The organism is Streptomyces sp. NPDC058985, from assembly GCF_042740985.1.
Taxonomy (GTDB): domain Bacteria; phylum Actinomycetota; class Actinomycetes; order Streptomycetales; family Streptomycetaceae; genus Streptomyces.
The window spans coordinates 1-23,416 of sequence record NZ_JBHYJX010000068.1; the positions used below are offsets into that span (position 1 = coordinate 1).

At 71.6% G+C, this 23,416-nt stretch carries 15 protein-coding genes; 7 read left to right on the forward strand and 8 right to left on the reverse strand.

Features of this window, described 5'->3' with window-relative positions; translation table 11 throughout:
• Positions 1-187: 187 nt before the first annotated feature.
• Positions 188-820, reverse strand: coding sequence for a TetR/AcrR family transcriptional regulator (locus tag ACFW01_RS35890; protein WP_384510709.1), 633 nt, complete (start codon positions 818-820; stop codon positions 188-190).
• Positions 821-985: 165 nt separating this feature from the next.
• On the opposite strand from ACFW01_RS35890, the gene ACFW01_RS35895 reads away from it, so the two are divergent.
• The 4 genes from ACFW01_RS35895 (at position 986) to ACFW01_RS35910 (ending at position 6,847) form a co-directional block, all read left to right on the forward strand.
• Positions 986-1,912 carry an ABC transporter permease gene (locus tag ACFW01_RS35895; RefSeq protein ID WP_234961162.1) on the forward strand — a complete coding sequence of 309 codons (927 nt, stop codon included), beginning with the start codon at positions 986-988 and terminating at the stop codon, positions 1,910-1,912.
• A complete protein-coding gene (locus ACFW01_RS35900) occupies positions 1,905-2,768 on the forward strand; it encodes an ABC transporter ATP-binding protein (protein WP_234961163.1) in 864 nt (287 codons plus the stop codon). The genes ACFW01_RS35895 and ACFW01_RS35900 overlap by 8 nt, the downstream gene beginning before the upstream one ends.
• Before the next feature lie 123 nt (positions 2,769-2,891).
• The gene (locus ACFW01_RS35905) at positions 2,892-5,108 is read left to right on the forward strand and encodes a CDP-glycerol glycerophosphotransferase family protein (protein WP_384510713.1); all 2,217 of its coding nucleotides are present in this window, start codon (positions 2,892-2,894) and stop codon (positions 5,106-5,108) included.
• Positions 5,105-6,847: a glycosyltransferase gene (locus ACFW01_RS35910; RefSeq protein WP_384510718.1), complete on the forward strand. Its 1,743-nt coding sequence runs from the start codon at positions 5,105-5,107 to the stop codon at positions 6,845-6,847. The genes ACFW01_RS35905 and ACFW01_RS35910 overlap by 4 nt, the downstream gene beginning before the upstream one ends.
• A 211-nt stretch (positions 6,848-7,058) precedes the next feature.
• Here the strand turns inward: ACFW01_RS35910 and ACFW01_RS35915 are convergent, their stop codons facing one another.
• From ACFW01_RS35915 to ACFW01_RS35930, 4 genes are all read right to left on the reverse strand, one after another.
• Positions 7,059-8,543: a hypothetical protein gene (locus ACFW01_RS35915; RefSeq protein WP_384510721.1), complete on the reverse strand. Its 1,485-nt coding sequence runs from the start codon at positions 8,541-8,543 to the stop codon at positions 7,059-7,061.
• A gap of 117 nt (positions 8,544-8,660) precedes the next feature.
• On the reverse strand, positions 8,661-13,616 hold the full coding sequence (locus ACFW01_RS35920) for an NAD-glutamate dehydrogenase (protein ID WP_234961167.1): 4,956 nt from the start codon (positions 13,614-13,616) through the stop codon (positions 8,661-8,663).
• Between the two features lie 458 nt (positions 13,617-14,074).
• Positions 14,075-14,746 carry an HAD family hydrolase gene (locus ACFW01_RS35925; RefSeq protein WP_384510724.1) on the reverse strand — a complete coding sequence of 224 codons (672 nt, stop codon included), beginning with the start codon at positions 14,744-14,746 and terminating at the stop codon, positions 14,075-14,077.
• 46 nt (positions 14,747-14,792) lie between these two features.
• Positions 14,793-15,296 (reverse strand): DUF6912 family protein, encoded by a 504-nt coding sequence (locus ACFW01_RS35930; RefSeq protein WP_234961169.1) that lies wholly within the window; start codon positions 15,294-15,296, stop codon positions 14,793-14,795.
• Positions 15,297-15,632: 336 nt separating this feature from the next.
• Here ACFW01_RS35930 and ACFW01_RS35935 point away from each other — a divergent pair, with 336 nt between their 5' ends.
• Positions 15,633-16,370 carry an Rv3235 family protein gene (locus ACFW01_RS35935; RefSeq protein WP_384510727.1) on the forward strand — a complete coding sequence of 246 codons (738 nt, stop codon included), beginning with the start codon at positions 15,633-15,635 and terminating at the stop codon, positions 16,368-16,370.
• 118 nt (positions 16,371-16,488) lie between these two features.
• Here ACFW01_RS35935 and secA read toward each other — a convergent pair whose 3' ends face one another.
• Complete coding sequence (secA, locus tag ACFW01_RS35940) at positions 16,489-19,335, reverse strand: preprotein translocase subunit SecA (protein ID WP_234961171.1); 2,847 nt, start codon at positions 19,333-19,335, stop codon at positions 16,489-16,491.
• A 279-nt stretch (positions 19,336-19,614) separates the two neighbouring features.
• Here secA and ACFW01_RS35945 point away from each other — a divergent pair, with 279 nt between their 5' ends.
• Together ACFW01_RS35945 and ACFW01_RS35950 are read left to right on the forward strand one after the other, a co-directional pair.
• A complete protein-coding gene (locus ACFW01_RS35945) occupies positions 19,615-20,187 on the forward strand; it encodes a GNAT family N-acetyltransferase (RefSeq protein ID WP_384510731.1) in 573 nt (190 codons plus the stop codon).
• 229 nt (positions 20,188-20,416) lie between these two features.
• Positions 20,417-21,619, forward strand: coding sequence for a winged helix-turn-helix domain-containing protein (locus ACFW01_RS35950; protein ID WP_384510734.1), 1,203 nt, complete (start codon positions 20,417-20,419; stop codon positions 21,617-21,619).
• A 6-nt stretch (positions 21,620-21,625) separates the two neighbouring features.
• Here ACFW01_RS35950 and ACFW01_RS35955 read toward each other — a convergent pair whose 3' ends face one another.
• Both ACFW01_RS35955 and hpf read right to left on the reverse strand, forming a co-directional pair.
• Complete coding sequence (locus ACFW01_RS35955; RefSeq protein ID WP_384510737.1) at positions 21,626-22,390, reverse strand: response regulator; 765 nt, start codon at positions 22,388-22,390, stop codon at positions 21,626-21,628.
• 225 nt (positions 22,391-22,615) lie between these two features.
• Positions 22,616-23,308, reverse strand: a complete 693-nt coding sequence (hpf, locus tag ACFW01_RS35960; RefSeq protein ID WP_234961175.1) for a ribosome hibernation-promoting factor, HPF/YfiA family — start codon at positions 23,306-23,308, stop codon at positions 22,616-22,618.
• Positions 23,309-23,416: the final 108 nt, after the last annotated feature.

Consider the following 23,416-nt stretch of genomic DNA (forward strand, 5'->3'; position numbering starts at 1 on the left):
CCCTGACCGCCGCAGCCCACCACTTCGGACTCTGGCCGGCCACCATCTCCACCCTCGAACGCGGGATCCGCCGAGACGACCACCTCGCCCATGCCTACCGCCACTGGCTCCAAGCCGCTTGACAGGCAATAGGAGCATCAGTCCCGCCCGGACGACCGGTCCGGCCCCGGCTCAGAGCGCCCGCAGGTCAGAGCGCCCGCAGGCCCGCCGCCGTGGCCCGGGCCAGCGCGGCCAGGTGGCCCTTCGGCAGCTTCGGGCTGCGGATGACCACCGAGCGCCAGTACAGCGGGCCCGAGATCAGGTCGAGGGCCAGGTCGGTGTCGAGACCGGCGGCCAGCTCACCGCGTTCCGCCGCCGCCGTGAGGATCTTGCTGGCGACGCCGTCCTGACCCTCCCGCAGGGTCTTCCGCAGCACCTCGGCGATCTCGGGATTGCGGGCCGCCTCCGCCTGGAGGTCGGGGATGATCTGCGAGGCCACCGGGTGGCGCAGGGCCCGGGACGTCACTTCGTACAGCAGCCGCAGGTCGCCCTCCAGCGAACCCGTGTCGGGCGCAGGCAGGCCCTGCACGGCCAGCGCCGAGACGACGTCGAGCACCAGGTGCAGCTTGGAGCGCCAGCGCCGGTAGACGGCGGTCTTGCCGACCCCCGCGCGGCGCGCGATCCCCTCGATGGACATCCGCGCGTAGCCCACCGCGGCCAGCTCCTCGAAGACCGCCGCCCGGATCGCCTCCGTCACGTCCTCGCGGAGCACGGCCGCCCCGGCGGGGGCCCGGCGGCGGCGCGGGCGCGGCTGGGGCTCGTCGGCGGCGTCGGTCGTCATGCGGGACAGCATAGGGCGTAGCGACGAAACGGTTGCGTTCCGGCGTCAGCACGCCGTACGCTCCCGTTACGACGATACGGTCCCGTCCCGACGTGAATGAACGCCTCACGACACCCGGGTGAACGACGGGAATCGCTTCCACCCCCCGAGCGAAAGCAGCGCGGAGTGAGCCAGGTCCTCGACACACCGCCCCCGACAGCGGCCCCGCCCGCCCCCGCCGACCACGACCTCGGAGCCCTCGCCGCCCGGCACGGTCTGACGGTCAGCGGCGCCCGCCCCTCCCTGCCCGAGTACGTCCGCCAGCTGTGGGCCCGCCGGCACTTCATCGGCGCCTTCTCCACCGCCAAGCTCACCGCCCAGTACAGCCAGGCCAAGCTGGGCCAGGTCTGGCAGGTGATGACGCCGCTGCTCAACGCGGCGGTGTACTACTTCATCTTCGGCATGCTGATGAACACCAGCCGCGGGGTGGAGGACTTCGTCCCGTTCCTGGTCACCGGCGTGTTCGTCTGGACGTTCACCCAGAGTTCGATCATGGCGGGCACCCGGGCCATATCCGGCAACCTCGGCCTCGTCCGCGCCCTGCACTTCCCGCGGGCGGCGCTGCCGGTCTCCTTCTGCCTCCAGCAGCTCCAGCAGCTGATGTTCTCGATGGGCGCCCTCGTGGTGATCCTGCTGGCGTTCGGCGTCCCGCCCGGCCCCTCCTGGCTGCTGGCGGTCCCGGCGCTGGTGCTCCAGTTCGTGTTCAACGCGGGCGTGGCCATGGTCATGGCCCGGGTGGGCTCCAAGATCCCGGACATGGCCCAGCTGATGCCCTTCCTGCTGCGCACCTGGATGTACGCCTCGGGCGTCATGTTCAGCATCCACCACATGACCGGCCCCGACAGCGACCTCCCGTCCTGGGTCGGCCCGCTGCTCCAGGTCAACCCGGCCGTCGTCTACATCGACCTGATGCGGTTCGCCCTGATCGACAGCTTCGGCGGGGACATGCTGCCGGACCACGTGTGGGCGATGGCCCTGGGCTGGGCCCTGGTCGCCGGGATCGGCGGCTTCATCTACTTCTGGAAGGCCGAGGAGACCTACGGTCGTGGCTGACAACACCCCTGCCGAGCGCGTCCCCACCGTCGTCGTCGACGGCGTCGACATCGTCTACCGGGTCAACGGCACCGGGGCGGGCCGCGGTTCCGCGACCGCCGCCCTCAACCGCATCCTGCGCCGCAAGAAGAGCGAGAAGGCCGCGGGCGTGCGCCGGGTGCACGCGGTGAAGAAGGTGTCCTTCGTGGCGTACCGGGGCGAGGCGATCGGCCTGATCGGCACCAACGGCTCCGGCAAGTCGACGCTGCTCAAGGCGGTCGCCGGACTGCTCCCGGTGGAGAACGGCCGCATCTACACCGACGGCCAGCCCTCGCTGCTCGGCGTGAACGCCGCCCTGATGAACGACCTCACCGGCGAGCGCAACGTGTACCTCGGCGGCCTGGCGATGGGCATGTCCCGCGCGCAGATCAAGGAGCGCTACCAGGACATCGTCGACTTCTCCGGGATCAACGACAAGGGCGACTTCATCACCCTGCCGATGCGCACGTACTCCTCCGGGATGTCCGCCCGCCTGCGCTTCTCCATCGCCGCGGCCAAGGACCACGACGTCCTGCTGGTCGACGAGGCGCTGGCCACCGGCGACCGCTCCTTCCAGAAGCGTTCCGAGGAGCGCATCCGGGAGCTGCGCAAGCACGCCGGCACGGTCTTCCTGGTCAGCCACAGCAACAAGTCCATCCGCGACACCTGCGACCGGGTGCTGTGGCTGGAGCGCGGCGAGCTGCGGATGGACGGGCCCACGGAGGAGGTCCTGAAGGAGTACGAGAAGTTCACCGGCGGCCCGGACAAGGCGGCGAAGCCGAAGGCCGCACCCAAGCCGGCACCCGGGGCCGCGCCGAAGACGAAGGCCTCCGCCTGACGGCTCCCTTCCCCCGTGAGGCGTACTCTCGATTAACCCTATTGCCTGTTTAGTGCCACCATGTCCGAATAGATGAGACCCAAGGAGTGCGCAGGGAGCGACCGAGGCTAAGGAGCCCCAGCGATGCCCGAGACCCCCGACCTCAGCGTCGTCGTCCACGGCCCCAACGTCCAGGACCACCTGCCCGCGCTCCTCGACTCTCTGGCCGCCCACGCGCTCACCGGCGTCGAAGTGATCGTCGCCGCCGTCGGGGACTGGGCCGGGGAGACGGCCGAGGGCCACACCCCCGCGTTCACCGTGCTGCCCCTCCCCGACGGCGCCCGCGACTCCGCGGCCCGCGCGGCGGGGGCGGCGCGGGCGCGGGGCCGGTGGCTGCACTTCGTGCACGCCAAGGACGGGCTGCCTCCCGGCGCCCCGCGCACCGTCGCCCAGCACGCCGCGGACCTCCCCGGCACGGTGGACGTCCTGCTGTTCGACCACGTCCGCAGCACCTGGCGGGCCTCCGGTCTGCCCTCCCCGGACGGCCCCCGCCTCGCCCGCGCCGCACACGCCGACCTTGCCCTGGACGACCACGCGGCGCTGCTCGGGACGGCCCCGCTGCTCGGGAACCGCGCGGTGCGCGCCGGCTTCTGGCGGAGGCACGAGCGCCTCCTCACCACCGACGACGAGCCGTTCGCCGCCCTGGTCGCCCTGCTGCTCGCCGACCGCGTCGCCTGCCTGCCCCAGCCGGCGTTCGAGGACCGCCGGCTGCGCGCCGAGAGCCTCCCACCGGTCACGCCGGAGCAGCGGTACGCCCTGGTCGACCGCTACGAGACACTGCTCGGCCTCGCCGCCGACCGCCCGGCCGTCCGCGGCGCCCTGTACGACCTGATGGTCCGCGACTGCCTGCGCACCTTCGCCCGCGCCGACATGCCGGACGACGTGGCGCGGGAGTTCTTCCGCCGGGCGTCCTCGGCCGCCCGGCGCCTGCGCCCCGACGGCCACCGGAGCCCGGCCGGACTCGAAGGCGTACGCCGGTCGCTGCTGGCCGACGGCGCGTACACGAAGTACCGCGCCCTCCAGGCCGCCAACCACACGCGCCGCAGGGTGCGGTCGGCGGTGCGCACCGGCAGGCGCCTGGCCGGCGACCGGGTGCGCTCCGTCCAGTACCGCAGGGCACTGGCCCGCCCGATCGACCCGCACCTCGCCGTCTTCTCGGCCTACTGGGCCCGCGGCGTGGCCTGCAACCCGGCCGCGATAGCCGCCGAACTGGCCGAACTCGCCCCCGACGTCCGCCCGGTGTGGGTGGTCACCGCGGCGAACGCGGCGCTGCTGCCGCCCGGCACCGACCACGTCGTCCCCGGCACCCGCCGCTACTGGGAGGTGCTGGCCCGCGCCAAGTACCTCGTCAACAACGTCAACTTCCCGGACGCGGTGGTCAAACGCCCCGGCACCGTCCACCTCCAGACGCACCACGGCACCCCGCTCAAGCGCATGGGCCTGGACCAGATGCCGTACCCCGCCGCCGCCCGGGGCCTGGACTTCCCGGCGCTCCTCGCACGCGTCGACCGGTGGGACTACAGCGTCTCCGCCAACGGCCACACGACCCGCATGTGGCAACGGGCCTACCCGTCCCGCCACGTCACCCTCGACCACGGCTATCCGCGCAACGACGTCTACTACACGGCCGGCGCCGCCGAGGTCCGCGCGGTCCGCGAGCGCCTGGGCATCCCGCCCGGCCGCAGGGCGATCCTCTACGCACCCACCCACCGCGACTACGAGGCGGGCTGGACCCCGCGCCTCGACCTCGTCGCACTGGCGGCCGACCTCGGCGAGGAAACGGTCCTGCTGGTCCGCGCCCACTACTTCTACGAGGGCGCGTCCACCCCGTCCGCCCCGCTGGCGGGCCTGCGCCGCACCGGCCGCCTCATCGACGTCTCCTCCTACGAACCCGTCGAGGAGCTGTGTCTGGCCGCCGACGCGCTGGTCACGGACTACTCGTCGATCATGTTCGACTACGCCAACCTGGACCGCCCGATCGTCATCCACGCCGACGACTGGGAGACGTACCGCACCACCCGCGGCGTCTACTTCGACCTGACGGCCGGGGCACCCGGCCCGGTCGCCCGCGGCCAGGCCGAACTGACGGAGATCCTCACCACCGACGCCTGGCACGACGAGCGCGCGGCCAAGGCACGGACCGCCTTCCGGCGCCGGTTCTGCGAGTACGACGACGGCCGCGCCGCCGAACGCGTCGTCCGCCGGGTCTTCCTCGGCGAGGACGAAAGCACGCTGCCCCGGATCCTGCCGATCGAGGAGCGCACCCCGGCGCCGAGCCCGGAGGAGGCCCACGCGTCATGAGAGCCGTCACGAGAGCCGCCACGAGTCCCGCCACCGACCCTGCCGCGGGCCTGCCACCCGCGCCCTCGTCCGTGGACGCCCCGGACGTCACCGTCACGGTCATCGTCTACAACGACGCCGAGCGCCTGCCGCGCGCGGTCGCGTCCGTGCTGCGCCAGACCCACGCCAACATCGAGGTCGTCATCAGCGACGACCACTCGACCGACGCCACCCCCGAGGTGGCCCGCGCACTGGCGGCCCGCGACCCGCGCGTCGTGTACCTGCGCCTGCCGGAGAACAGCGGCGGGTGCAGCGCGCCGCGCAACCGCGCCCTGGAGATCGCGCGGGCGCCGTACCTGATGTTCCTGGACAGCGACGACGAACTCCCCGAGCGCGCCGTCGAGACCCTGCTCGCCGCCCACCGCGAACGCGAACTCGACTTCGCGATGGGCGCGGTGCACCGGATACGCGTGGACGGCGGCCGCCGCACCACATGGATGCCGCACCTGGTCGCCGAACACCGCACCCTGGACGGCATCGAGGCCGATCCGCGCCTGCTCTTCGAGCACCTCTCCACCAGCAAGATGTACGCCCGTGCCTTCCTCGACCGGCACGGCCTGCGCTTCCCCGAGGGCATCCACTACGAGGACCAGCTCTTCTCGGCGCAGGCGTACTGCCTGGCCAGGACGTTCACCGTCGTCCCCGAACCGGTCTACCGCTGGTACGTCGCCCCGTACGCCGCCTCCGGGACGGCCTCCATCTCCAACCAGCGGCACCTGCTGAGCAACGTCCGCGACCGCGTCCACGTCCAGCGCCTCATCGACGCGTTCCTGACCGGGAGCGGGCACGAGTCGCTGCGCGAGGACAAGGACTTCAAGTTCCTCAAGCACGACTTCCGCATGTACGCCGGTGACCTCCCGTACCGGGACGACGCCTGGCTCGCGTCCTTCGCCGACCTCATGACGCCCTACCTCGACACGCTCGCCGAGGGCGCCTACGCGCGCCTGCCCCGCGCCGAGCGGGTGGTCCTCCAACTGCTGCGCGACCGGCGCCTGTCCGACGTACGCGTGGCGGCGCGGGGCCTCGGTCACGCCGTCGCCCCGCGCCGGGTGACGCCGGACGGGGAGAGCGGCCGGACCTACTGGGGCGAGGAGGTCCCGAGGTCGGCCGAGGCCCGCCGCGAGCTGGACCTGACGGACCTGGAGCTGGACACCCGCCCGTTCTTCACCGCCCTGCTCCGGCACGAGATCACGGACCTCGCGCGCGGCCCCGGTGCGTCGATCGACCTCACGGTCCGCACCTACGATCCCGCGCTGCGCCTCCCGGTCGGCCCGCAGCGTGCCACCCTGCATCTCTCGCCGGGGCGCCGGCGCCTGACGGTCCCGTTCCGCCTCTCCCCGGTCCGCCCCGGCGTCTTCGAGGGCCGCGTCCGCCTCGACCTCGCCGCGGCCCACCTCCCCGTGCACGGCTTCGAAGGGCTGCGCCACCCCGTCCTCCGACTGCGCCACGAGGGCCGCGTCCACACGGGCATCCTCCTGGCCCCGCTCCACTTCCCGCCCCTCACCGCCCGCGTCCCGTACCACGCCGGCACCACCCCCCACCGGGTCACGGTGGAGCCGGAGGGCCACAACCCGGGCCGCCTGCAGATCCACTGGCACCCGGTGGGCACCACGGCAACGGTCCTGCGCCCCATCGCCCACCGCCTGACCACACCCCGAACCCGCCGAGCGGCCCGCTTGGCGGCAAACATCCTCCACTGACTCAGCTGCGGGCAGTCGCGCCGCTGAGGCGGCACGGGTGGGCGCAGCAGCACACCATCCCACTCAGCTGCGGGCAATCGTGCCGCTGAGGCGGCACGGGTGGGCGCAGCGGCACCCCGCCACGCCGGGCTGCGCACCCACCCCCGCCCAGCACGAACGCCGGGCACCCACCCAGCACGCATCACCTCAACACCCCCTCCACCAACCCCGCTCACCCCACCACCGCGTACAACACCCACCCATCCGGCCCCCGCCCCACCTCCCGCAGCCCGGCATCCCCCCGCACCCCCACCCCCCGATCCACCACCCACCGCACGTCATAAGCCCGCTCGATCCCCCTCCGCACACCCCCCGACACCCCCTCCACCCCCACCGAGAAATACCTCCGCACCGCCCCCACCCGCTCCCCCTCGTCATCGAGGAAGAAGTCGGTGTACCCCGGCGCCACCGTGTACGCCCCGGTCGCCGGAATCCGCCGGGACGGAAACTGCCTCGCCATGACCACGTCCCCGTACCCCACCCACCGCGTGATCCAGCCGTACCCCTCCCACGGCTCCCGGTATTTCTCCGCCACCACCCCCGGCAACGCCTCCCGCCCGACCGCGTACCCCAGCACCCCCACCTGCCCCCAGACCCCCACCACCAGCGCTACCCCCAACACCCCCGCCCACACCCACCGCACACCGCACACCGCCCGCCGCCCGGACTCCCCCGCCTCCACCGCCACCGCGAGCTGCGCCGGAATCACCGCCGCGGGCAGCACCCGCCCCCACGACCAGTGCCCGGTCACCCCGCCCGCCACGAACACCAGCAGCCCCAGCGCGAAGAACAGCACCAGCACGTCCCGCCGGTCACGCCGCCACCGCACCACCAGCGCGGCCACCCCCACCAGCACCAGCCAGTACCGCGCCCACAGGTCCCGGTACAGCGACCGGTGCACCTCGTCCATCCCGTCCGCGGCGCCGAAGAGCGCGAAGAAGTCGTAGTACGGCCAGACCCACAGCACCACCACCCCCAGCGCCAGCGCCCCCGCCACCCGCGCCCACACCCGTCGCCCGGCAGGCCGCGCGCCGATCAGGACCGCGAGCGCGCCCAACGAGGCGACGATCCCGGAGTACTGATGGACCAGCAGGATCACGGCCCACAGCACCCCGCACCCCAACCAGGTCCCCCACCCGTCGCCCGCCCGCGCCAGCCACGCCCACAGATGAAAGGCCAGCCCGAGGGCGAGCACACTCGGGTACGCCACCGTCAACGCGAGGGAGTGCAGCCCGAGGAAGCCGCTCCAGCTGAACTCGGTCGTCCCCCACAACAGCACCAGGCACAGCAGCGCCAGCGGGGGCACCACCGGGCGCGCGCTCAGCGTGCGGGCGTACCGCCACACCCCCGTGACCAGCACCGCGAGCGCCACCACCGCCCCGATCCGCAGCACGGTGAAGACGGAGAACCCGGTCACCCCGGCCACCCAGCCCAGCGGCACCGTCCACGGCGTGTAGTACGGGCTCGGCGTGTCCGCGTCGACCAGCGGGTTGCCGGGGTGGAGGAGGTCGTGCCGAAGGCGTTCGAGGGTGGCGGCGTGCATACCCAGGTCACCGATCCAGGGCAGCCGGACCGCCACCAGGACCAGCAGCAGGAGGACGAGGGCCGCCCCCGCTCGCGGCAGCGCGGTGCGCGTCAATGCGGAACGCCCGGTCACGCGAGCACTTTATCCACACAAGACGTCCGAATCGGACACGAACGGGACATGAAGGCGCCCCGGGTCATCAAGACCCGGGGCGCCCGCCAAGCCCTGCCTGTCCGGGCGGCTACACCGTCACCCGTGCGTGCGCAGCAGCGTCCGCATCGTCCGCATCGCCACCGACAGGTTGGACAGGTCGAACGCGTCCGACCCGTGGATCTCCTCCAGCGTGGTGCGGGCCCGGCCCAGGATGGCCGCGTTCTTCTGCTCCCACGTCTTGAAGCGCTGCTCCGGCGTGGAGGTGCCGTTGCCCGCGGCCAGGACGTCGGCGGTGAGCGAGGCGTGGGCCGCGTACAGGTCCTCGCGGATCGCCGCGCGGGCCATGGACTGCCAGCGGTCGGTGCGGGGCAGGTCGCTGATGCGGTCCATCAGCTGGGTGATGCTCAGCCGGTCGGCGAGGTCGTAGTACACATCGGCGACCTCCAGCGGCTCCTTGCCCATGCGGTCGGCCACCGACACGATGTCCAGCGTCGGGAAGGCCGAGGAGAACCCGGCCACCCGGGTGGCCGTCTCGTCCGGGACGCCGGCGTCGGTCAGCTCGTCGAAGATGCGCTGGTACCACTCCGCGTCCGCGCCGCGCAGCAGCTTCGGCAGCTGCGACCAGACCTGCTCGACGCGCTCGGCGAAGAACTCCACCGTCTCGGCCAGCTCCAGCGGCTGCGGCCGGTTGTTGAGCAGCCAGCGGGTGCCGCGCTCGACCAGGCGGCGCGAGTGCAGCCGGATCCGGGTCTGCACCGCGGCGTCGACCTTGGTGTCCAGGGCCTCCACCGCGTCCCACACCGGGGCGGAGCGGAAGATCGCCCGGGCCGCGGTCTGCGCCCGCACGATCTCCTCCAGCGACGCGCCGGTCTCCTCGCGCATCCGGTGCAGGTACGTCGTACCGCCCGTGTTGACCGTGTCGTTGACCAGGACGGTCGTCGTGATCTCCCGGCGCAGCGGGTGGCTGTCGATCCGGTCGAGGAACTGCTCGCGCAGCGCCGTCGGGAAGTAGGCGTGCAGCAGGCCCTTGAGGTACGGGTCGTCGGGCAGCGAGGTGTGCAGCAGCTCCTCGGCGACGGTGATCTTCGTGTACGCCAGCAGCACGGCCGTCTCCGGGCCGGTCAGGCCCTGGTCGCTCTGGAGGCGCTCGCGGATCTGGCGGTCGGTGGGCAGGAACTCCAGCGCCCGGTCGAGCCGCCCGTCCCGGACCAGGTGGCGCATGAAGCGCTGCTGGGCGTGGAGCATGTCGTTGGACTGGGCGAGTGCGTTGGCGATCGCCGTGTTCTGCGCGTAGTTGTTGCGCAGGACGAGCGCGCCGACCTCGTCGGTCATCTGGGCGAGCAGCTTGTTGCGCTGCTTGACCGTCATGTCACCGTCCTTGACCAGGCCGGTGAGCAGGATCTTGATGTTCACCTCGTGGTCGGAGGTGTCCACGCCCGCGCTGTTGTCGATGGCGTCGGTGTTGATCTTGCCGCCGGTGCGGGCGAACTCGATCCGGCCCAGCTGGGTCAGGCCCAGGTTGCCGCCCTCGCCGACGACCTGGGCGCGCAGGTCGCGGCCGTCGACGCGGATGGCGTCGTTGGCCTTGTCGCCGACGTCCGCGTTGGACTCCGTGGAGGCCTTGACGTAGGTGCCGATGCCGCCGTTCCAGAGGAGGTCGACCGGGGCCGAGAGGATCGCCTTCATCAGGTCGGCCGGGGTCATCTTGGTGACGCGGGCCTCGATGCCGAGGGCCTCACGCAGGTGTGCGTTGACCGGGATCGACTTGGCGGTGCGCGGGAAGATGCCGCCGCCGGCCGAGAGCAGCGCGGTGTCGTAGTCCTCCCACGACGAGCGCGGCAGGTCGAACAGGCGCCGGCGCTCGGCGTAGGAGGTGGCGGCGTCGGGGTTCGGGTCGATGAAGATGTGCCGGTGGTCGAAGGCCGCGACCAGGCGGATGTGCTCGCTGAGCAGCATGCCGTTGCCGAACACGTCGCCGGACATGTCGCCGATGCCGACGACCGTGAAGTCCTGGGTCTGGGTGTCCACGCCCAGCTCCAGGAAGTGCCGCTTGACGGACTCCCAGGCGCCGCGGGCGGTGATGCCCATGCCCTTGTGGTCGTAGCCCGCGGAGCCGCCGGAGGCGAAGGCGTCGCCGAGCCAGAAGTTGTAGGACTCGGCGACCTCGTTGGCGATGTCCGAGAACTTCGCGGTGCCCTTGTCGGCGGCGACCACGAGGTAGGTGTCGTCCTCGTCGTGCCGGACGACGTCCGCCGGGTGCACGACCTCGCCGGCCACCATGTTGTCGGTGATGTCGAGCAGCGCCGAGATGAAGGTCTTGTAGCTGGCGATGCCCTCGGCCATCCAGGCGTCGCGGTCGACGGCCGGGTCGGGCAGCTGCTTGGCGACGAAGCCGCCCTTGGCGCCGACCGGCACGATGACGGTGTTCTTCACCATCTGCGCCTTGACCAGGCCGAGGATCTCGGTGCGGAAGTCCTCCCGGCGGTCCGACCAGCGCAGACCTCCGCGCGCGACCTTGCCGAAGCGCAGGTGCACGCCCTCGACGCGCGGCGAGTACACCCAGATCTCGAACGCCGGGCGCGGCGCGGGCAGGTCGGGGATGGCCTGCGGGTCGAACTTCATGGAGACGTAGTCGTGCGGCTTGCCGCCCGCGGCCTCCTGGAAGAAGTTGGTCCGCAGGGTCGCCTTGATCACGGTGAGGAAGGACCGCAGGATCCGGTCCTCGTCGAGGCTCGCGACCTGGTCGAGGGCGGCGTCGACCTCTTCGAGCAGGGCGTCGACGATCTCGCGCCCGGCGCGCTGGCGCTCGGGGGCCATCCGCGCCTCGAACAGGGAGATGAGCAGCCGGGTGGTGTGGACGTTGTTGCGGAGGGTGTCCTCCATGTAGTCCTGGCTGAACGTGGAGCCCGCCTGCCGCAGGTACTTGGCGTACGCCCGCAGCACCATGGCCTGCCGCCAGGTCAGTCCGGCGCTGAGCACGAGGGCGTTGAAGCCGTCGTTCTCCGACTGGGCGTTCCAGGTGGCGGCGAAGGCGTCCTGGAAGCGCTCGCGGGCGTCGTCGCCGAGGTAGTCGGCGCCGCCGGCCACCGACTTCGGCATCCGCAGGCCGAAGTCGTAGATCCAGGCCGTCGTGCGGTCCGCGCAGCGCAGCTCGTAGGGCCGCTCGTCGGTCACCTCGACGCCGAGCCGGCTGAGCACCGGGAGGACGGCGGACAGGGAGACCGTGCCGCCCTTCTGGTAGATCTTGAAACGCCGTTCTTCCGGGCCGGCGCCGACCGGTTCGTAGAGGCTCAGCGCGAAGGTGTTCTGCTCGTCGAGGCGCTCCAGGTGGCCGAGGTCGGCGACCGCGGAACGGGGACCGTGGTCGGCCTTGTAGCCCTCGGGGAAGGCGCCCCCGTAGTGCCGCAGCAGCTCGGCGGCGCGCTCCTCGCCGACCTCGGCAGTCAGCGCCTCGCCGAATCCGTCGGCCCAGGACCGGGCGGCCTCGACCAGGCGGGCCTCGATGCGCTCCTTGTCGGTCTCGGAGAGGTGCGGCAGCTCGGTGCCCTGCGGGACCCGGACGACGAAGTGCAGCCGGGACAGGATCGACTCGGTGTTCCAGGCGGTGAAGTCGACGCTGGTGCCGCCCAGCTCCTCCTTGAGGATGTCGATGATCCGCAGCCGGACGCCGGTGGTGTAGCGGTCGCGCGGGAGGTAGACGAGCGCCGAGTAGTAGCGGCCGTACTCGTCCTGGCGCAGGTAGAGCCGCAGGCGGCGGCGCTCCTGGAGGTAGAGCACCGAGGTGACGATCGGCTCCAGCTCCTCGACGGGCATCTGGAACATCTCGTCGCGCGGGTACGTCTCCAGGATCTGGAGCAGGTCGCGGCCGTCGTGGCTGTTGGGCGAGAATCCGGCGCGCTCCAGCACCTCCTCCACCTTGCGCCGCACGACGGGCACCCGGCGGACGGACTCGGTGTACGCGGCGGAGGAGAACAGACCGAGGAAGCGCCGCTCACCGACGACGTCGCCGTTCTCGTCGAACTTCTTGACGCCGACGTAGTCCAGGTACGAGGGCCGGTGCACCGTGGCCCGGCTGTTCGCCTTGGTCAGCACCAGCAGCCGGTGCTCGCGCGCCTTGGCCCGGGCGTCGGCGGGGAGCCGCTCGAAGGAGGGGCTGACGGGGTGGCTCTCGTCGGTCTCGTGGTGCGGGTCGGAGCGCAGGATGCCGAGGCCGGTACCGGCGACGGCGGCGAGGGAGTCGTCCTCGCGCAGCTCGTACTCGCGGTAGCCGAGGAAGGTGAAGTGGTCGTCGGCCAGCCAGCGCAGCAGCTCGCGGGCTTCCTCCAGCTCACGCGGGGGAAGGTCGCCCGGGGTGGGCTCGGCGGACAGTTCCCCGGCGATGCGGACGGCCGCGTCCCGCATCTTGCCCCAGTCCTCGACGGTCTCGCGGACGTCGTTGAGGACGCGCAGCAGGTCGGCGGTGATCTGCTTGAGGTCGCCGCGGTCGGTCTCGCGGTCGAACTCGACGTGGATCCAGGACTCGACGTGCGCGTCGTGCGGGAGGTCGGCGGTGGGCCGGCCGTCGAGCACCTCCACGAGCTTGCCGGCGACATCGCGGCGCACCACGATCTGCGGGTGGACGACGACGTGGATGCCGCGGCCCTGACGGGTCAGCTCGTTGGTCACGGAGTCGACGAGGAAGGGCATGTCGTCGGTGACCACCTCGACGACGGAGTGGCTGCACGTCCAGCCGTTCTCCTCGACCGTCGGGGTGTGCACCCGCACGTTCGCCGTGCCCTGCGGGCGGTTCTCGGCCAGCCGGTAGTGCGAGACGGCGCCGCCGAAGACGTCGACCGGGTCGCGGTCGGCCAGGTCCTCCGGAGCGGTGTGCCGGTAGTAACGCCGGAGGAACGCGAACACGGATGCGTGGTCCGGGGACGCGGCGCCCGGGGTGTCCGGGGTGCCCTTGTCCGTCGTCCCAGTCGGTAGGTGCCCCCCGACCGGGCTGTTCTCAGCTACCCGCGCAGCCCTTTCGAGCAGCTCGGCCTTGGCTTCGTCCAGCTTGGTCTGCATTGTCCTCTGGCTCCTGTCGCGCGCCGTTGCGTGACGTAGAAGAAAGTACGGTCTCCTGCCTTCCGGCACGACGTCGAGACGCGGGGTGTCCGGTCTGCTCCGACGCTATGCCGCAAGATGAGAGGAGCGGGGGCATATCGGCCAATGTCGCCGCACCGGCCGGGTGTGACATCGCTCTCGCCGTCACCGTCCGGGGTGTGCGCGGCGCCGTGCGGGGAGCCTGCGGCGCCCCGTCCCGCTCGCGAGGACCAGCGACCGCCGCCCGGACACGGATGTGGTCCGTGCGTACCGGGCGCAGGGCAGGGGCACCTGTGCCCCCGCGAACTATCGCGCTGATCACGCCACCAGGCTATCGCCCCCGACGGGCCCCTCGTCACGAGCCGCATGTGTACAAAACCATGCCCGGAACTTGGACGTTCCGCACAGCTACGGCTGTCCGGCCGGCGGCACCGGCGGGCTCACGCCGACAGCCGCTCCGCCTCCGCCACGGCCTCCGACAGCGTGTCCACCACGGGCACCCCGGCCCCCTCCAGACTGGCTCTGCTGTGCGATCCCCCGGTGTACAGCACCGCCCCCGCGCCCACGTACCGCGCGGCGACCGCGTCGTCCGCGGCGTCCCCGATCACGACGGTCCGGGCGGGCTTCACCCCGGAGACGGCCAGCTCCTCGAGATGGCGCACCATGTGCTCCGCCTTGCTGCCCCCGGACGGCCCGGTCCGCCCGTCGACCCGTATGAAGTGCGCCTCGATCCCGAGCCCCTGGACCAGGGGGACCAGCTCCTCGTGGCCGTACATACTCAGGATCGACTGGCTCCGCCCCGCCGCGCCCCAGCCCGCGAGCAGTTCGGCCGCCCCCTCGGTGAGCCCGCACGCCGCCCGGTGCCGGGTGTAGTGCCGGTGGAAGGTGGCGTCCATGACCGCCCACTCCGCCTCCGTGGGCAGGCGGCCCAGCAGCCGCTCGTAGAACTTCGGCACGGGCACGCAGTACAGCGCCCGGTACTGCTCCATCGTGATCGGCGTCATGCCCAGCTCGGCGAAGGCGGCGTTCGTCGCCCCGATGATCGCGTCGTTGTCGTGGAACAGCGTCCCGTTCCAGTCCCAGACGATGTGCGCCCCTGTCTGCATCCCCATGCCCGAAAACGTACCCGCCGCCACTGACAATCGGCAGGCCGCCGGGTCAGCGCCCGATTTCCAGCAGGCCGGGGATCTCCTGCGTGGCGTACCAGAGCAGCTCGTGGTCCTCGGCGCCGTCCACCACGGACCGGGCGTCGTCGTCCCCGGCGTCCGCCGCCGCGAGGGCCTGGGCCGCGGCGGTCACGTCCGCCTTCGCGTCGCCGGAGTCGACGTGCACCGAGGCCACCTTGGCCATGGGCAACGGCCCGGCCACCCGCACCGCGCCGTCGGGCGCCCGGTCCGGGTCGGCCGAGACCGAGCCGTCGGGTACGTCGGCGGCGACCACGACCCGGTGCCACAGGGCACCCGGGGCGGCGGCGAGCAGGCGCAGTGAGGCCTGGGCGGCACGGCCCAGGGCGGCGTACTCCAGCTCCTCGACGTCGTCCGACCGGTACCACTCGCGCAGCGCCGGCGTGACGGCGTGGGCGGGGAGCGGCCCGGCCCCCAGCTCTCCCGCCCGGTGCGCCTCGGCGAGGCCGGACAGGGTCAGGGGGACGTAGACGCGCATGAGACCGCCGCTTTCGGGTCGGGGGCTTCGGGCCCGAGGAGCCCCGGTGGAGCCCAGGTGGAGCCCCGGAGGGGTCTTCAGGATACGTGCGGGTGTCCCCTTTCGAGTTCCCACCCGTGACGCCCCGGGCGTCCACCCCCAGCCCGGAATTCACCCGCTCCGCCCGCTCCGCACCGGGCCTCGGCACGGTCCCGGTCACCCTGATAGGTGAACCTTGCGACCCCCGCGGCACGGCCACCCACCTCCTTGCCGTGCGGTGCCCCGACCCCGTACAAGATCTCCAACCACTAAGTTACTGCCCGGTATCGCCCGGGCCGCCGCCGAACGGGGACCCCCATGCGCAAGGTCATGACCAGGACTCAGCTCCCTCCCAGCAGCTCTCCCCCGCCCACCCCCGAGGCCCTGCACGACCCCGGAGCCGCGACCCGGTCCCCCGGCGGCCTCCCGCCCCGCCGGCCCGGCGGGCGGCCGGTGCGCACCGCGCCTTCCGGCGGGCGCCCGCCGGGCTCTCCCGGCCGGTCCTCACGGGCCCGCACCAGGCCTGCGGACACCCGCCCGCCCACGGCGGGACAGGCCCCCGGCCGGGCGCCCGGGACGGCGCCCGTCCAGCCGGGCGCCCAGCGGCTCGCTCCCGATGCCACGACGCCTCGCGCGACACGGCCGCTCCCGTCCCTCACCGGACCGTCCGCCGTGCCTCTCGTCCCCGCCCAGACCCCGCGCCGCCCCGTCCCGCAGGTCCGCCCCACGGACCGTTTCGCCGAGCTTCTCCTCCATGTGCTCAGCGGCAGGCGCCCCGTCCACTCGATGCTCCGCCACACCGTCGGCCGCGCCTACGACGACCTGGCCCACCTCGCCGAGCGCGGCCCCCTGCGCACGCGCGGCGCCCTCCCCGTCGTCCGGGACATCGGCTACTTCGAGCCCCGGCCGGGCGCCCTGGAGGTATTCGCCCGCATCGGCGCGGGGGACCAGCTCCGCGCGATGGCCTTCCGGCTGGAACGGGGCCAGGACCTGCGCTGGCGCTGCACCGCGGTGGAGCTGGGCGGCCCTCGCAGGCCGCACGCCGACGACGACTGAGGGCTCCTCCGTCGACCGTCCGCAGCCCGCCGACCAGCCCGCACCGCCCACGCCGAAGGGCCGGCCACCACGGGTGACCGGCCCTTCCACCGCTGCGGCGCCCTGCGGCACCGCACCGTCACTTCTTGCGGCGCCGCCCGCCCTTGGCCTGCTTGCGGCGCTCCGCGCGCGTGAGCCCGTCCGACGCGGCCTGCGCGGGCTCCCCGTCGGTGGAGAAGTCGCCCTCGACGACACCACCCTCGCCGTCCACGGTCGGCGCGGAGAAGTGCAGGTCCCGGCGCTGCGGGGCGTCGAGGCCCTTGGCCCGGATCTCCGGGCGCGCGCCCGCCTGGGCCGGGACCGCGTCCTGCGCGCCCTTGTCCAGGGACGGCGCCGCGTCCTCGACCGGAACCTCCTCGACCTGCTGCTCGACCTGGACCTCCAGGTTGAACAGGTAGCCGACGGACTCCTCCTTGATGCCCTCCATCATGGCCTGGAACATGTCGAAGCCCTCGCGCTGGTACTCGACCAGCGGGTCCTTCTGCGCCATCGCGCGCAGGCCGATGCCCTCCTGGAGGTAGTCCATCTCGTAGAGGTGCTCGCGCCACTTGCGGTCCAGGACCGACAGCACGACCCGGCGCTCCAGCTCGCGCATGATCTCGGAGCCGAGCTGCGTCTCACGCGCCTCGTACTGCTCCTGGATGTCGTCCTTGATGGACTCCTCGATGTAGTCCGCCGTCAGACCGGCCCGGTCACCGGCCGCCTCCTCCAGCTCCTCCACGGTGACCTTCACCGGGTAGAGCTGCTTGAAGGCGCCCCACAGCCGGTCGAGGTCCCAGTCCTCCGGGAAGCCCTCGGCGGTCTCGGCCTGGACGTAGGCGTCGATCGTGTCGTTCATGAAGTGCTGGATCTGCTCCTGCAGGTCCTCGCCCTCCAGGACGCGGCGCCGCTCGCCGTAGATGACCTCGCGCTGCCGGTTGAGGACCTCGTCGTACTTCAGGACGTTCTTGCGCGTCTCGAAGTTCTGGGTCTCGACCTGGGACTGGGCGGACGCGATCGCGCGCGTGACCATCTTGTTCTCGATCGGCACGTCGTCCGGCACGTTCGCCATGGACATCACGCGCTCGACCATCTGGGCCTTGAACAGGCGCATCAGGTCGTCGCCCAGGGAGAGGTAGAAGCGGGACTCGCCGGGGTCGCCCTGGCGGCCGGAGCGACCGCGCAGCTGGTTGTCGATACGGCGCGACTCGTGCCGCTCGGTACCGAGCACGTAGAGCCCGCCCAGGTCCTTGACCTCGTCGAACTCCGCCTTGACGGCCTGCTCGGCCCGCTCCAGGGCGGCGGGCAGGGCCGCGGCCCACTCCTCGATGTGCTCCTCCGGGTCGAGGCCGCGCTGGCGCAGCTCCGCCTCGGCGAGGTCCTCGGGGTTGCCGCCGAGCTTGATGTCCGTACCACGGCCGGCCATGTTCGTGGCCACCGTCACGGAGCCCTTGCGGCCCGCCTGGGCGACGATCGTCGCCTCCCGGTCGTGCTGCTTGGCGTTCAGCACCTCGTGCTGGACACCGCGCTTGCTGAGCTGCTGCGAGAGGTACTCGGACTTCTCGACGGAGGTGGTGCCGACGAGGATCGGCTGCCCCTTGCGGTGCTTCTCCTCGATGTCGTCGACGACGGCCTCGAACTTGGCGACCTCGGTGCGGTAGATCAGGTCCGACTGGTCCTTGCGCACCATCGGCCGGTTGGTCGGGATGGGCACCACGCCGAGCTTGTAGATCTGGTGGAACTCGGCGGCCTCGGTCATCGCCGTACCGGTCATGCCGGACAGACCGGGCTGTTCCTTGCCGTTGTGGTCGTGGCGCTTGTAGAGGCGGAAGAAGTTCTGGAGGGTGATCGTGGCGAGCGTCTGGTTCTCGTCCTTGATGTCCACCCCTTCCTTCGCCTCGATCGCCTGGTGCATGCCCTCGTTGTAGCGGCGGCCGGCGAGGATACGGCCGGTGTGCTCGTCGACGATCATGACCTCGCCGTCGAGGACGACGTAGTCCTTGTCCTTCTTGAAGAGTTCCTTGGCCTTGATGGCGTTGTTCAGGTAGCCGACCAGCGGGGTGTTCACCGACTCGTAGAGATTGTCGATGCCCAGCCAGTCCTCGACCTTGGAGACGCCCGACTCGTGGATGGCGACGGTGCGCTTCTTCTCGTCGACCTCGTAGTCACCGGTTTCCTCGATGCCCTTGAGGGTGTTGCCGGCCTCGCCCTTCTTCAGGCGGGTGACCAGCTTGGCGAAGTCGCCGTACCACTTGGTGGCCTGGTCGGCCGGGCCGGAGATGATCAGCGGCGTACGGGCCTCGTCGACCAGGATGGAGTCGACCTCGTCGACGATGGCGAAGTTGTGGCCGCGCTGGACGAGTTCGTCCTTGGACCACGCCATGTTGTCGCGCAGGTAGTCGAAGCCGAACTCGTTGTTCGTGCCGTAGGTGATGTCGCAGCGGTACATCTCGCGGCGCTGGGCCGGCGTCTGGTTGGCGAGGATGCAGCCGACCGACAGACCGAGGAACTTGTGGACGCGGCCCATCATCTCGGAGTCGCGCTCGGCCAGGTAGTCGTTGACCGTGACGATGTGCACGCCCTCGCCGGACAGGGCGTTGAGATAGGCGGGCAGGGTACCGACGAGGGTCTTGCCCTCACCGGTCTTCATCTCGGCCACGTAGCCCATGTGCAGGGCGGCGCCGCCCATCATCTGCACGTCGTAGTGCCGCTGGCCCAGGACGCGCTTGGCGGCCTCGCGGACGGTGGCGAAGGCTTCGGGCAACAGGTCGTCCAGGCTCTCACCGTCGGCGTAGCGCTGCTTGTACTCGTCGGTGAGGGCCCGCAGCTCGGCGTCGGAGAGGTCAGCGAAGTCCTCTTCGATGGAGTTGACCTGGTCCGCGATGCGGTGCAGCTTGCGCAGGATCTTGCCTTCGCCTGCACGCATGATCTTTGAGAGGACGGACACGGGGGTTGGTCTCCTTGCCGGTCGGGCCTGGGACGGTCGGTTTCCTGTCACGGACTGAGCAACGGCCATCGTATGCGAGGACCCCGCCACCCCGGGAGGCCCGCCGTAACGGGACCGTCCACTCCTTGCATCCAGCTTCGCTGTCTGCCGTCACCGGGTTCAACGTCCGGGCCCCGCCGATGGTGCCGCACCCTCCGGCGAATCGAGCGGAAAGTGACCGCATGTTCACGCAGGGCAAAAAGATGGCGCCCGCCACCGGAGGCCGCGCAGAATCGGCCGATGGAACCCGTCACCCTCACCACGGAACGCCTGGTCCTGCGCGCGGTCGGCCCCCAGGACAACGATGCCGTGTACGCCGCCTGCCAGGATCCCGACGTCCAGCGCTGGACGACGATCCCCTCGCCCTACCTCCCCGAGCACGCGCGGGGCTTCACGGAGCAGATGGTTCCGGACGGCTGGGCCAACGCCTCGGTGTTCACCTTCGGCGTCTTCCTCCCCGCCGGTGACCTGGCGGGCATGATCGGCGTCACGATGATCTCCCTCGGCGTCGGCGAGCTCGGGTTCTGGAGTGCCAAGGAGTTCCGCGGCCGGGGCTACACCACGGAGGCCGCCCTCGCCGTCGCGCGCTGGGCCTTCACCGAGCGGGCGATCGACCGCCTGGAGTGGCGCGCCGAGGTCGGCAACACCGCCTCCCGCGCGGTGGCCGATCGGGCGGGCTTCACCATGGAGGGCACGTTGCGCTCCGCGGTCAACAACAACGGCGTACGCCGGGACTGCTGGATCGCCTCCCTGCTCCCCTCGGACCTGGCCCTCCCGTCGACGGCGCCTTACCTGCCGGCGCAGACCGCGTAACGGCGAACAGCCTGCTGCCGCCGCAGCCACGGCCATAGTTCCGCTCAACCGCGGGCAGTCGTGCCGCTGGGGCGGCACGGGTGGGCGATGGGGGCCCCGCTCGAGCGAAGCCGAGAGTGGGGGAGGTACCCCGCAGCGCCGGGCCACGCGACCCACCCCCGACCCGCACCAGCACCCGCACCTTGCAAGCGATCGGCACTGTCAGACCCACCCTCTATCGTGCGGACGTATGACGACCCTCCCGCCCCCCGCCACGGAACTGTCCGCAGACGAGGCCCGCCGCCTCGCCCTCCGCGCACAGGGCTTCCTCGGCGCCCCCGACCGCCGCGCGGGCGTCCGCGGCGTCCTCCGGCACCTGGGCGCGGTGCAGCTCGACACCATCTCGGTCCTCGCCCGCTCCCACGAACTCATCCCGTACGCCCGCCTGGGCGCGGTCGGCCGCAAGACGGTCGAGGACGCCTACTGGAAGCCTGTCTCCATGGGCGCGCCTCCGGCACGACCGCACGCCTTCGAGTACTGGTCGCACGCCGCCTGCGTCCTCCCCATCGAGGAGTGGCCCCACTTCGCCTTCCGCCGCCGCGCCTACCGCAACCGCCCGCACTGGAACCACTCCCTCCCGGACGGCACCTACGACCAGGTCGTCAAGCAGCTCCGCACCGAGGGCCCGCTCACCGCGACGGACCTGGGCGGCGCGAAGCGGACCAGCGAGTGGTGGGACTGGTCGGGCACGAAGGTCGCCGTCGAGCGCGCGCTGATGTACGGCGAGGTGGTGTGCGTGGAGCGCCGCGGCTGGAAGCGGGTGTACGACCTCGCGGAGCGCGCCGTCCCGGCCGCGCTGCTCCATGACGACCTTGACGACACCGAGTGCCTGCGCCGCCTGGTCCGCCTGGCCGGCGAGTCCCTGGGCGTGGGCACGCGCGCGGACATCGCGGACTACCACCGCCTCAAGGCCGAGCAGGTCGACGCCGTGCTCGCCGACTCGGGTCTGGTGCCGGTCACGGTGGCGGGCTGGTCCAAGCCCGCCTGGGCGGACCCCGCCGCCCTGGAGACAGTCCCGCGCGGGCGTCACCGCACCACACTGCTCTCGCCCTTCGACTCCCTGATCTGGGAACGGGCGCGCACGGAGCGGATCTTCGGCTTCACCCACCGCCTGGAGGCCTACGTACCCAAGCCCAAGCGCGTACACGGCTACTTCGCGATGCCGGTGCTGGCCGGCGGACGGCTCGTCGGCCGCGTGGACCCGGCGCGAGAGGGACGCACCCTGGTCGCCAAGCAGATCAGGCTGGACGGCCTCAAGGCCGCTCCGGCGGTGGCCCAGGCCCTGGTCGAGGCGGCGAGCTGGGTCGACTGCACGGACGTACGGGTGGAACGGGTCGACGCCCCGCACCTGCGCGAGGCCCTGACGGCGGAGCTGGCCCGCCTGCTCGCCTGACCGGAGTCAGCGGATCTCGAGAATCTTCTCCCGCATCGCGTACACCACGGCCTCCATCCTGGAGTGCAGCTGCAGTTTCTCCAGGATGTTGCGGACGTGGTTCTTCACGGTGTTCTCGGAGATGAAGAGTTCCTTGGCGATGTCCCGGTTGTTCATTCCGGTGGCGACGAGCTTGAGGACCTCCAGCTCGCGATCGGTGAGCCGCGGCGCCGGCACCAGTCGGCGTTCGTCGGTCCGCTGGATCATCGACTTGAACTCGGTGAGCAGTTTCGACGCCATGGACGGACTGATCTGGGACTGCCCGTCGGCCACCGCGCGAATGGCGGTGGCCACCTCGTCCGTGGAGATCTCCTTGAGGAGATAGCCGGTCGCGCCCGCCTTGATCGCGTCGTAGAGGTCGGCTTCCTCGTCACTGATGGTCAGCATGATGATCTTGGCACTGGGGGCCACTTCCTTGATGGAGGTGCAGGCCTCGATCCCGCCCCGCCTGGGCATCCGCACATCCATCAGGATGATGTCCGGCAGCAGGTCGGCGGCCTTCTCCACGGCCTCGGCGCCGTCACCGGCCTCGCCGACGACCTGGATGTCCTCCTCGGCCGCGAGCACGATCTCCAGGCCCCGGCGGAAGAGGGCGTGGTCGTCCACGACCAAGACCCTGATGGGTTCCTCGCGTGTGGAGCCCACGTCCGCGTCCGGCCCCATGCCGGCGGTCCCGTCGTCGATCCCGTGGTCGACGCCCGCGCCCCGCATCGGTCCGAAACTGTCCGCCATCGTTCCTCCCCCTGAAGGCTTTGGCCCGTGGTCCTGCGCCATCGCCAACCCAGAGCAACGGCCCACCGGTTGGGCCGTTGCCGCCATGATTCCATGCCCGGCGGACAACGGGGTGACCGCGCGGGTCCCGAAGGGGTCGCACACCCTCGCGCACCGTCGCACACCGGTGCCCCTGGGGGCGCACACGCGCTCCAGGGGCACCGGTCCGCTGTCACCCGGCGGTGGTCAACCGCCGAGCGCGTCGCCCGCGTCGGGGGCGTGCGCCTGGGTGACCATCGTGTCCGTGGTGAGGTGGATCACGCCGTAGTCGTAGGCGTGCCGCCGGTAGACGACACTGGGTTCCTTCGTGTCGGAGTCGACGAACAGATAGAAGTCGTGCCCGACCAGTTCCATCTCGTAGAGCGCCTGGTCGAGGGACATCGGCGCGGCCACATGGGTCTTCTCGCGGACGACGAGCGGCCCGTCGCCCTGGACCTCCAGCGAGCCGATCTTCTTGGTGGGGACGCCGTCCTGCTTCTCCGTCGGGACGACGTCGCCGTTCCCGTTGAGCGTCGCCGCGCCGGGTACGTGGTCGGCGACCTCGGCCGCCGGGATCCGGCGTGCGCCGCGGCGCGAGAAGCGCTTGTCGTGCTGCTTGCGCAGTCGTGCGCCAAGCTTCTCCGCCGCCAGGTCGAGCGCCGCGTACGGGTCGCTCGCCGCTGCCTCCGCCCGGATCACCGGACCGCGGGAGCGGAGCGTGATCTCCACTCGGTCACAGCGGTCGGCCTGTCGGGGGTTCGGCTCCTTGGACACCTCGACGTCGAGGCTGATCACCTTGCCATCGAGCTTCTGGATCTTCTCCAGCTTCAGCTTCTCGGCCACGTGCTTCCGGAACCGCTCGGGCACCTCGGTCTTGCGGCCCTTGACGACGATGTCCACGCAGAACTCCGTTCCCGGATCACTCCGCTCCCATGGCGGAGCATCTCCCTTTTGCACCAGGTTCCGGTGTGCTCCGGAACCTCGGACTCGGTGACGTCCACCTCCTCC

Bases quoted from the DNA above. Each gene is read 5' to 3' on its own strand.
- ACFW01_RS35890 (WP_384510709.1), bottom strand. From the start codon at position 820: ATGACGACCGACGCCGCCGACGAGCCCCAGCCGCGCCCGCGCCGCCGC.
- ACFW01_RS35905 (WP_384510713.1), top strand. From the start codon at position 2,892: ATGCCCGAGACCCCCGACCTCAGCGTCGTCGTCCACGGCCCCAACGTC.
- ACFW01_RS35950 (WP_384510734.1), top strand. From the start codon at position 20,417: ATGACGACCCTCCCGCCCCCCGCCACGGAACTGTCCGCAGACGAGGCC.
- ACFW01_RS35955 (WP_384510737.1), bottom strand. From the start codon at position 22,390: ATGGCGGACAGTTTCGGACCGATGCGGGGCGCGGGCGTCGACCACGGG.
- ACFW01_RS35945 (WP_384510731.1), top strand. From the start codon at position 19,615: ATGGAACCCGTCACCCTCACCACGGAACGCCTGGTCCTGCGCGCGGTC.
- ACFW01_RS35925 (WP_384510724.1), bottom strand. From the start codon at position 14,746: ATGGGGATGCAGACAGGGGCGCACATCGTCTGGGACTGGAACGGGACG.
- ACFW01_RS35935 (WP_384510727.1), top strand. From the start codon at position 15,633: ATGCGCAAGGTCATGACCAGGACTCAGCTCCCTCCCAGCAGCTCTCCC.
- ACFW01_RS35930 (WP_234961169.1), bottom strand. From the start codon at position 15,296: ATGCGCGTCTACGTCCCCCTGACCCTGTCCGGCCTCGCCGAGGCGCAC.
- ACFW01_RS35920 (WP_234961167.1), bottom strand. From the start codon at position 13,616: ATGCAGACCAAGCTGGACGAAGCCAAGGCCGAGCTGCTCGAAAGGGCT.
- ACFW01_RS35910 (WP_384510718.1), top strand. From the start codon at position 5,105: ATGAGAGCCGTCACGAGAGCCGCCACGAGTCCCGCCACCGACCCTGCC.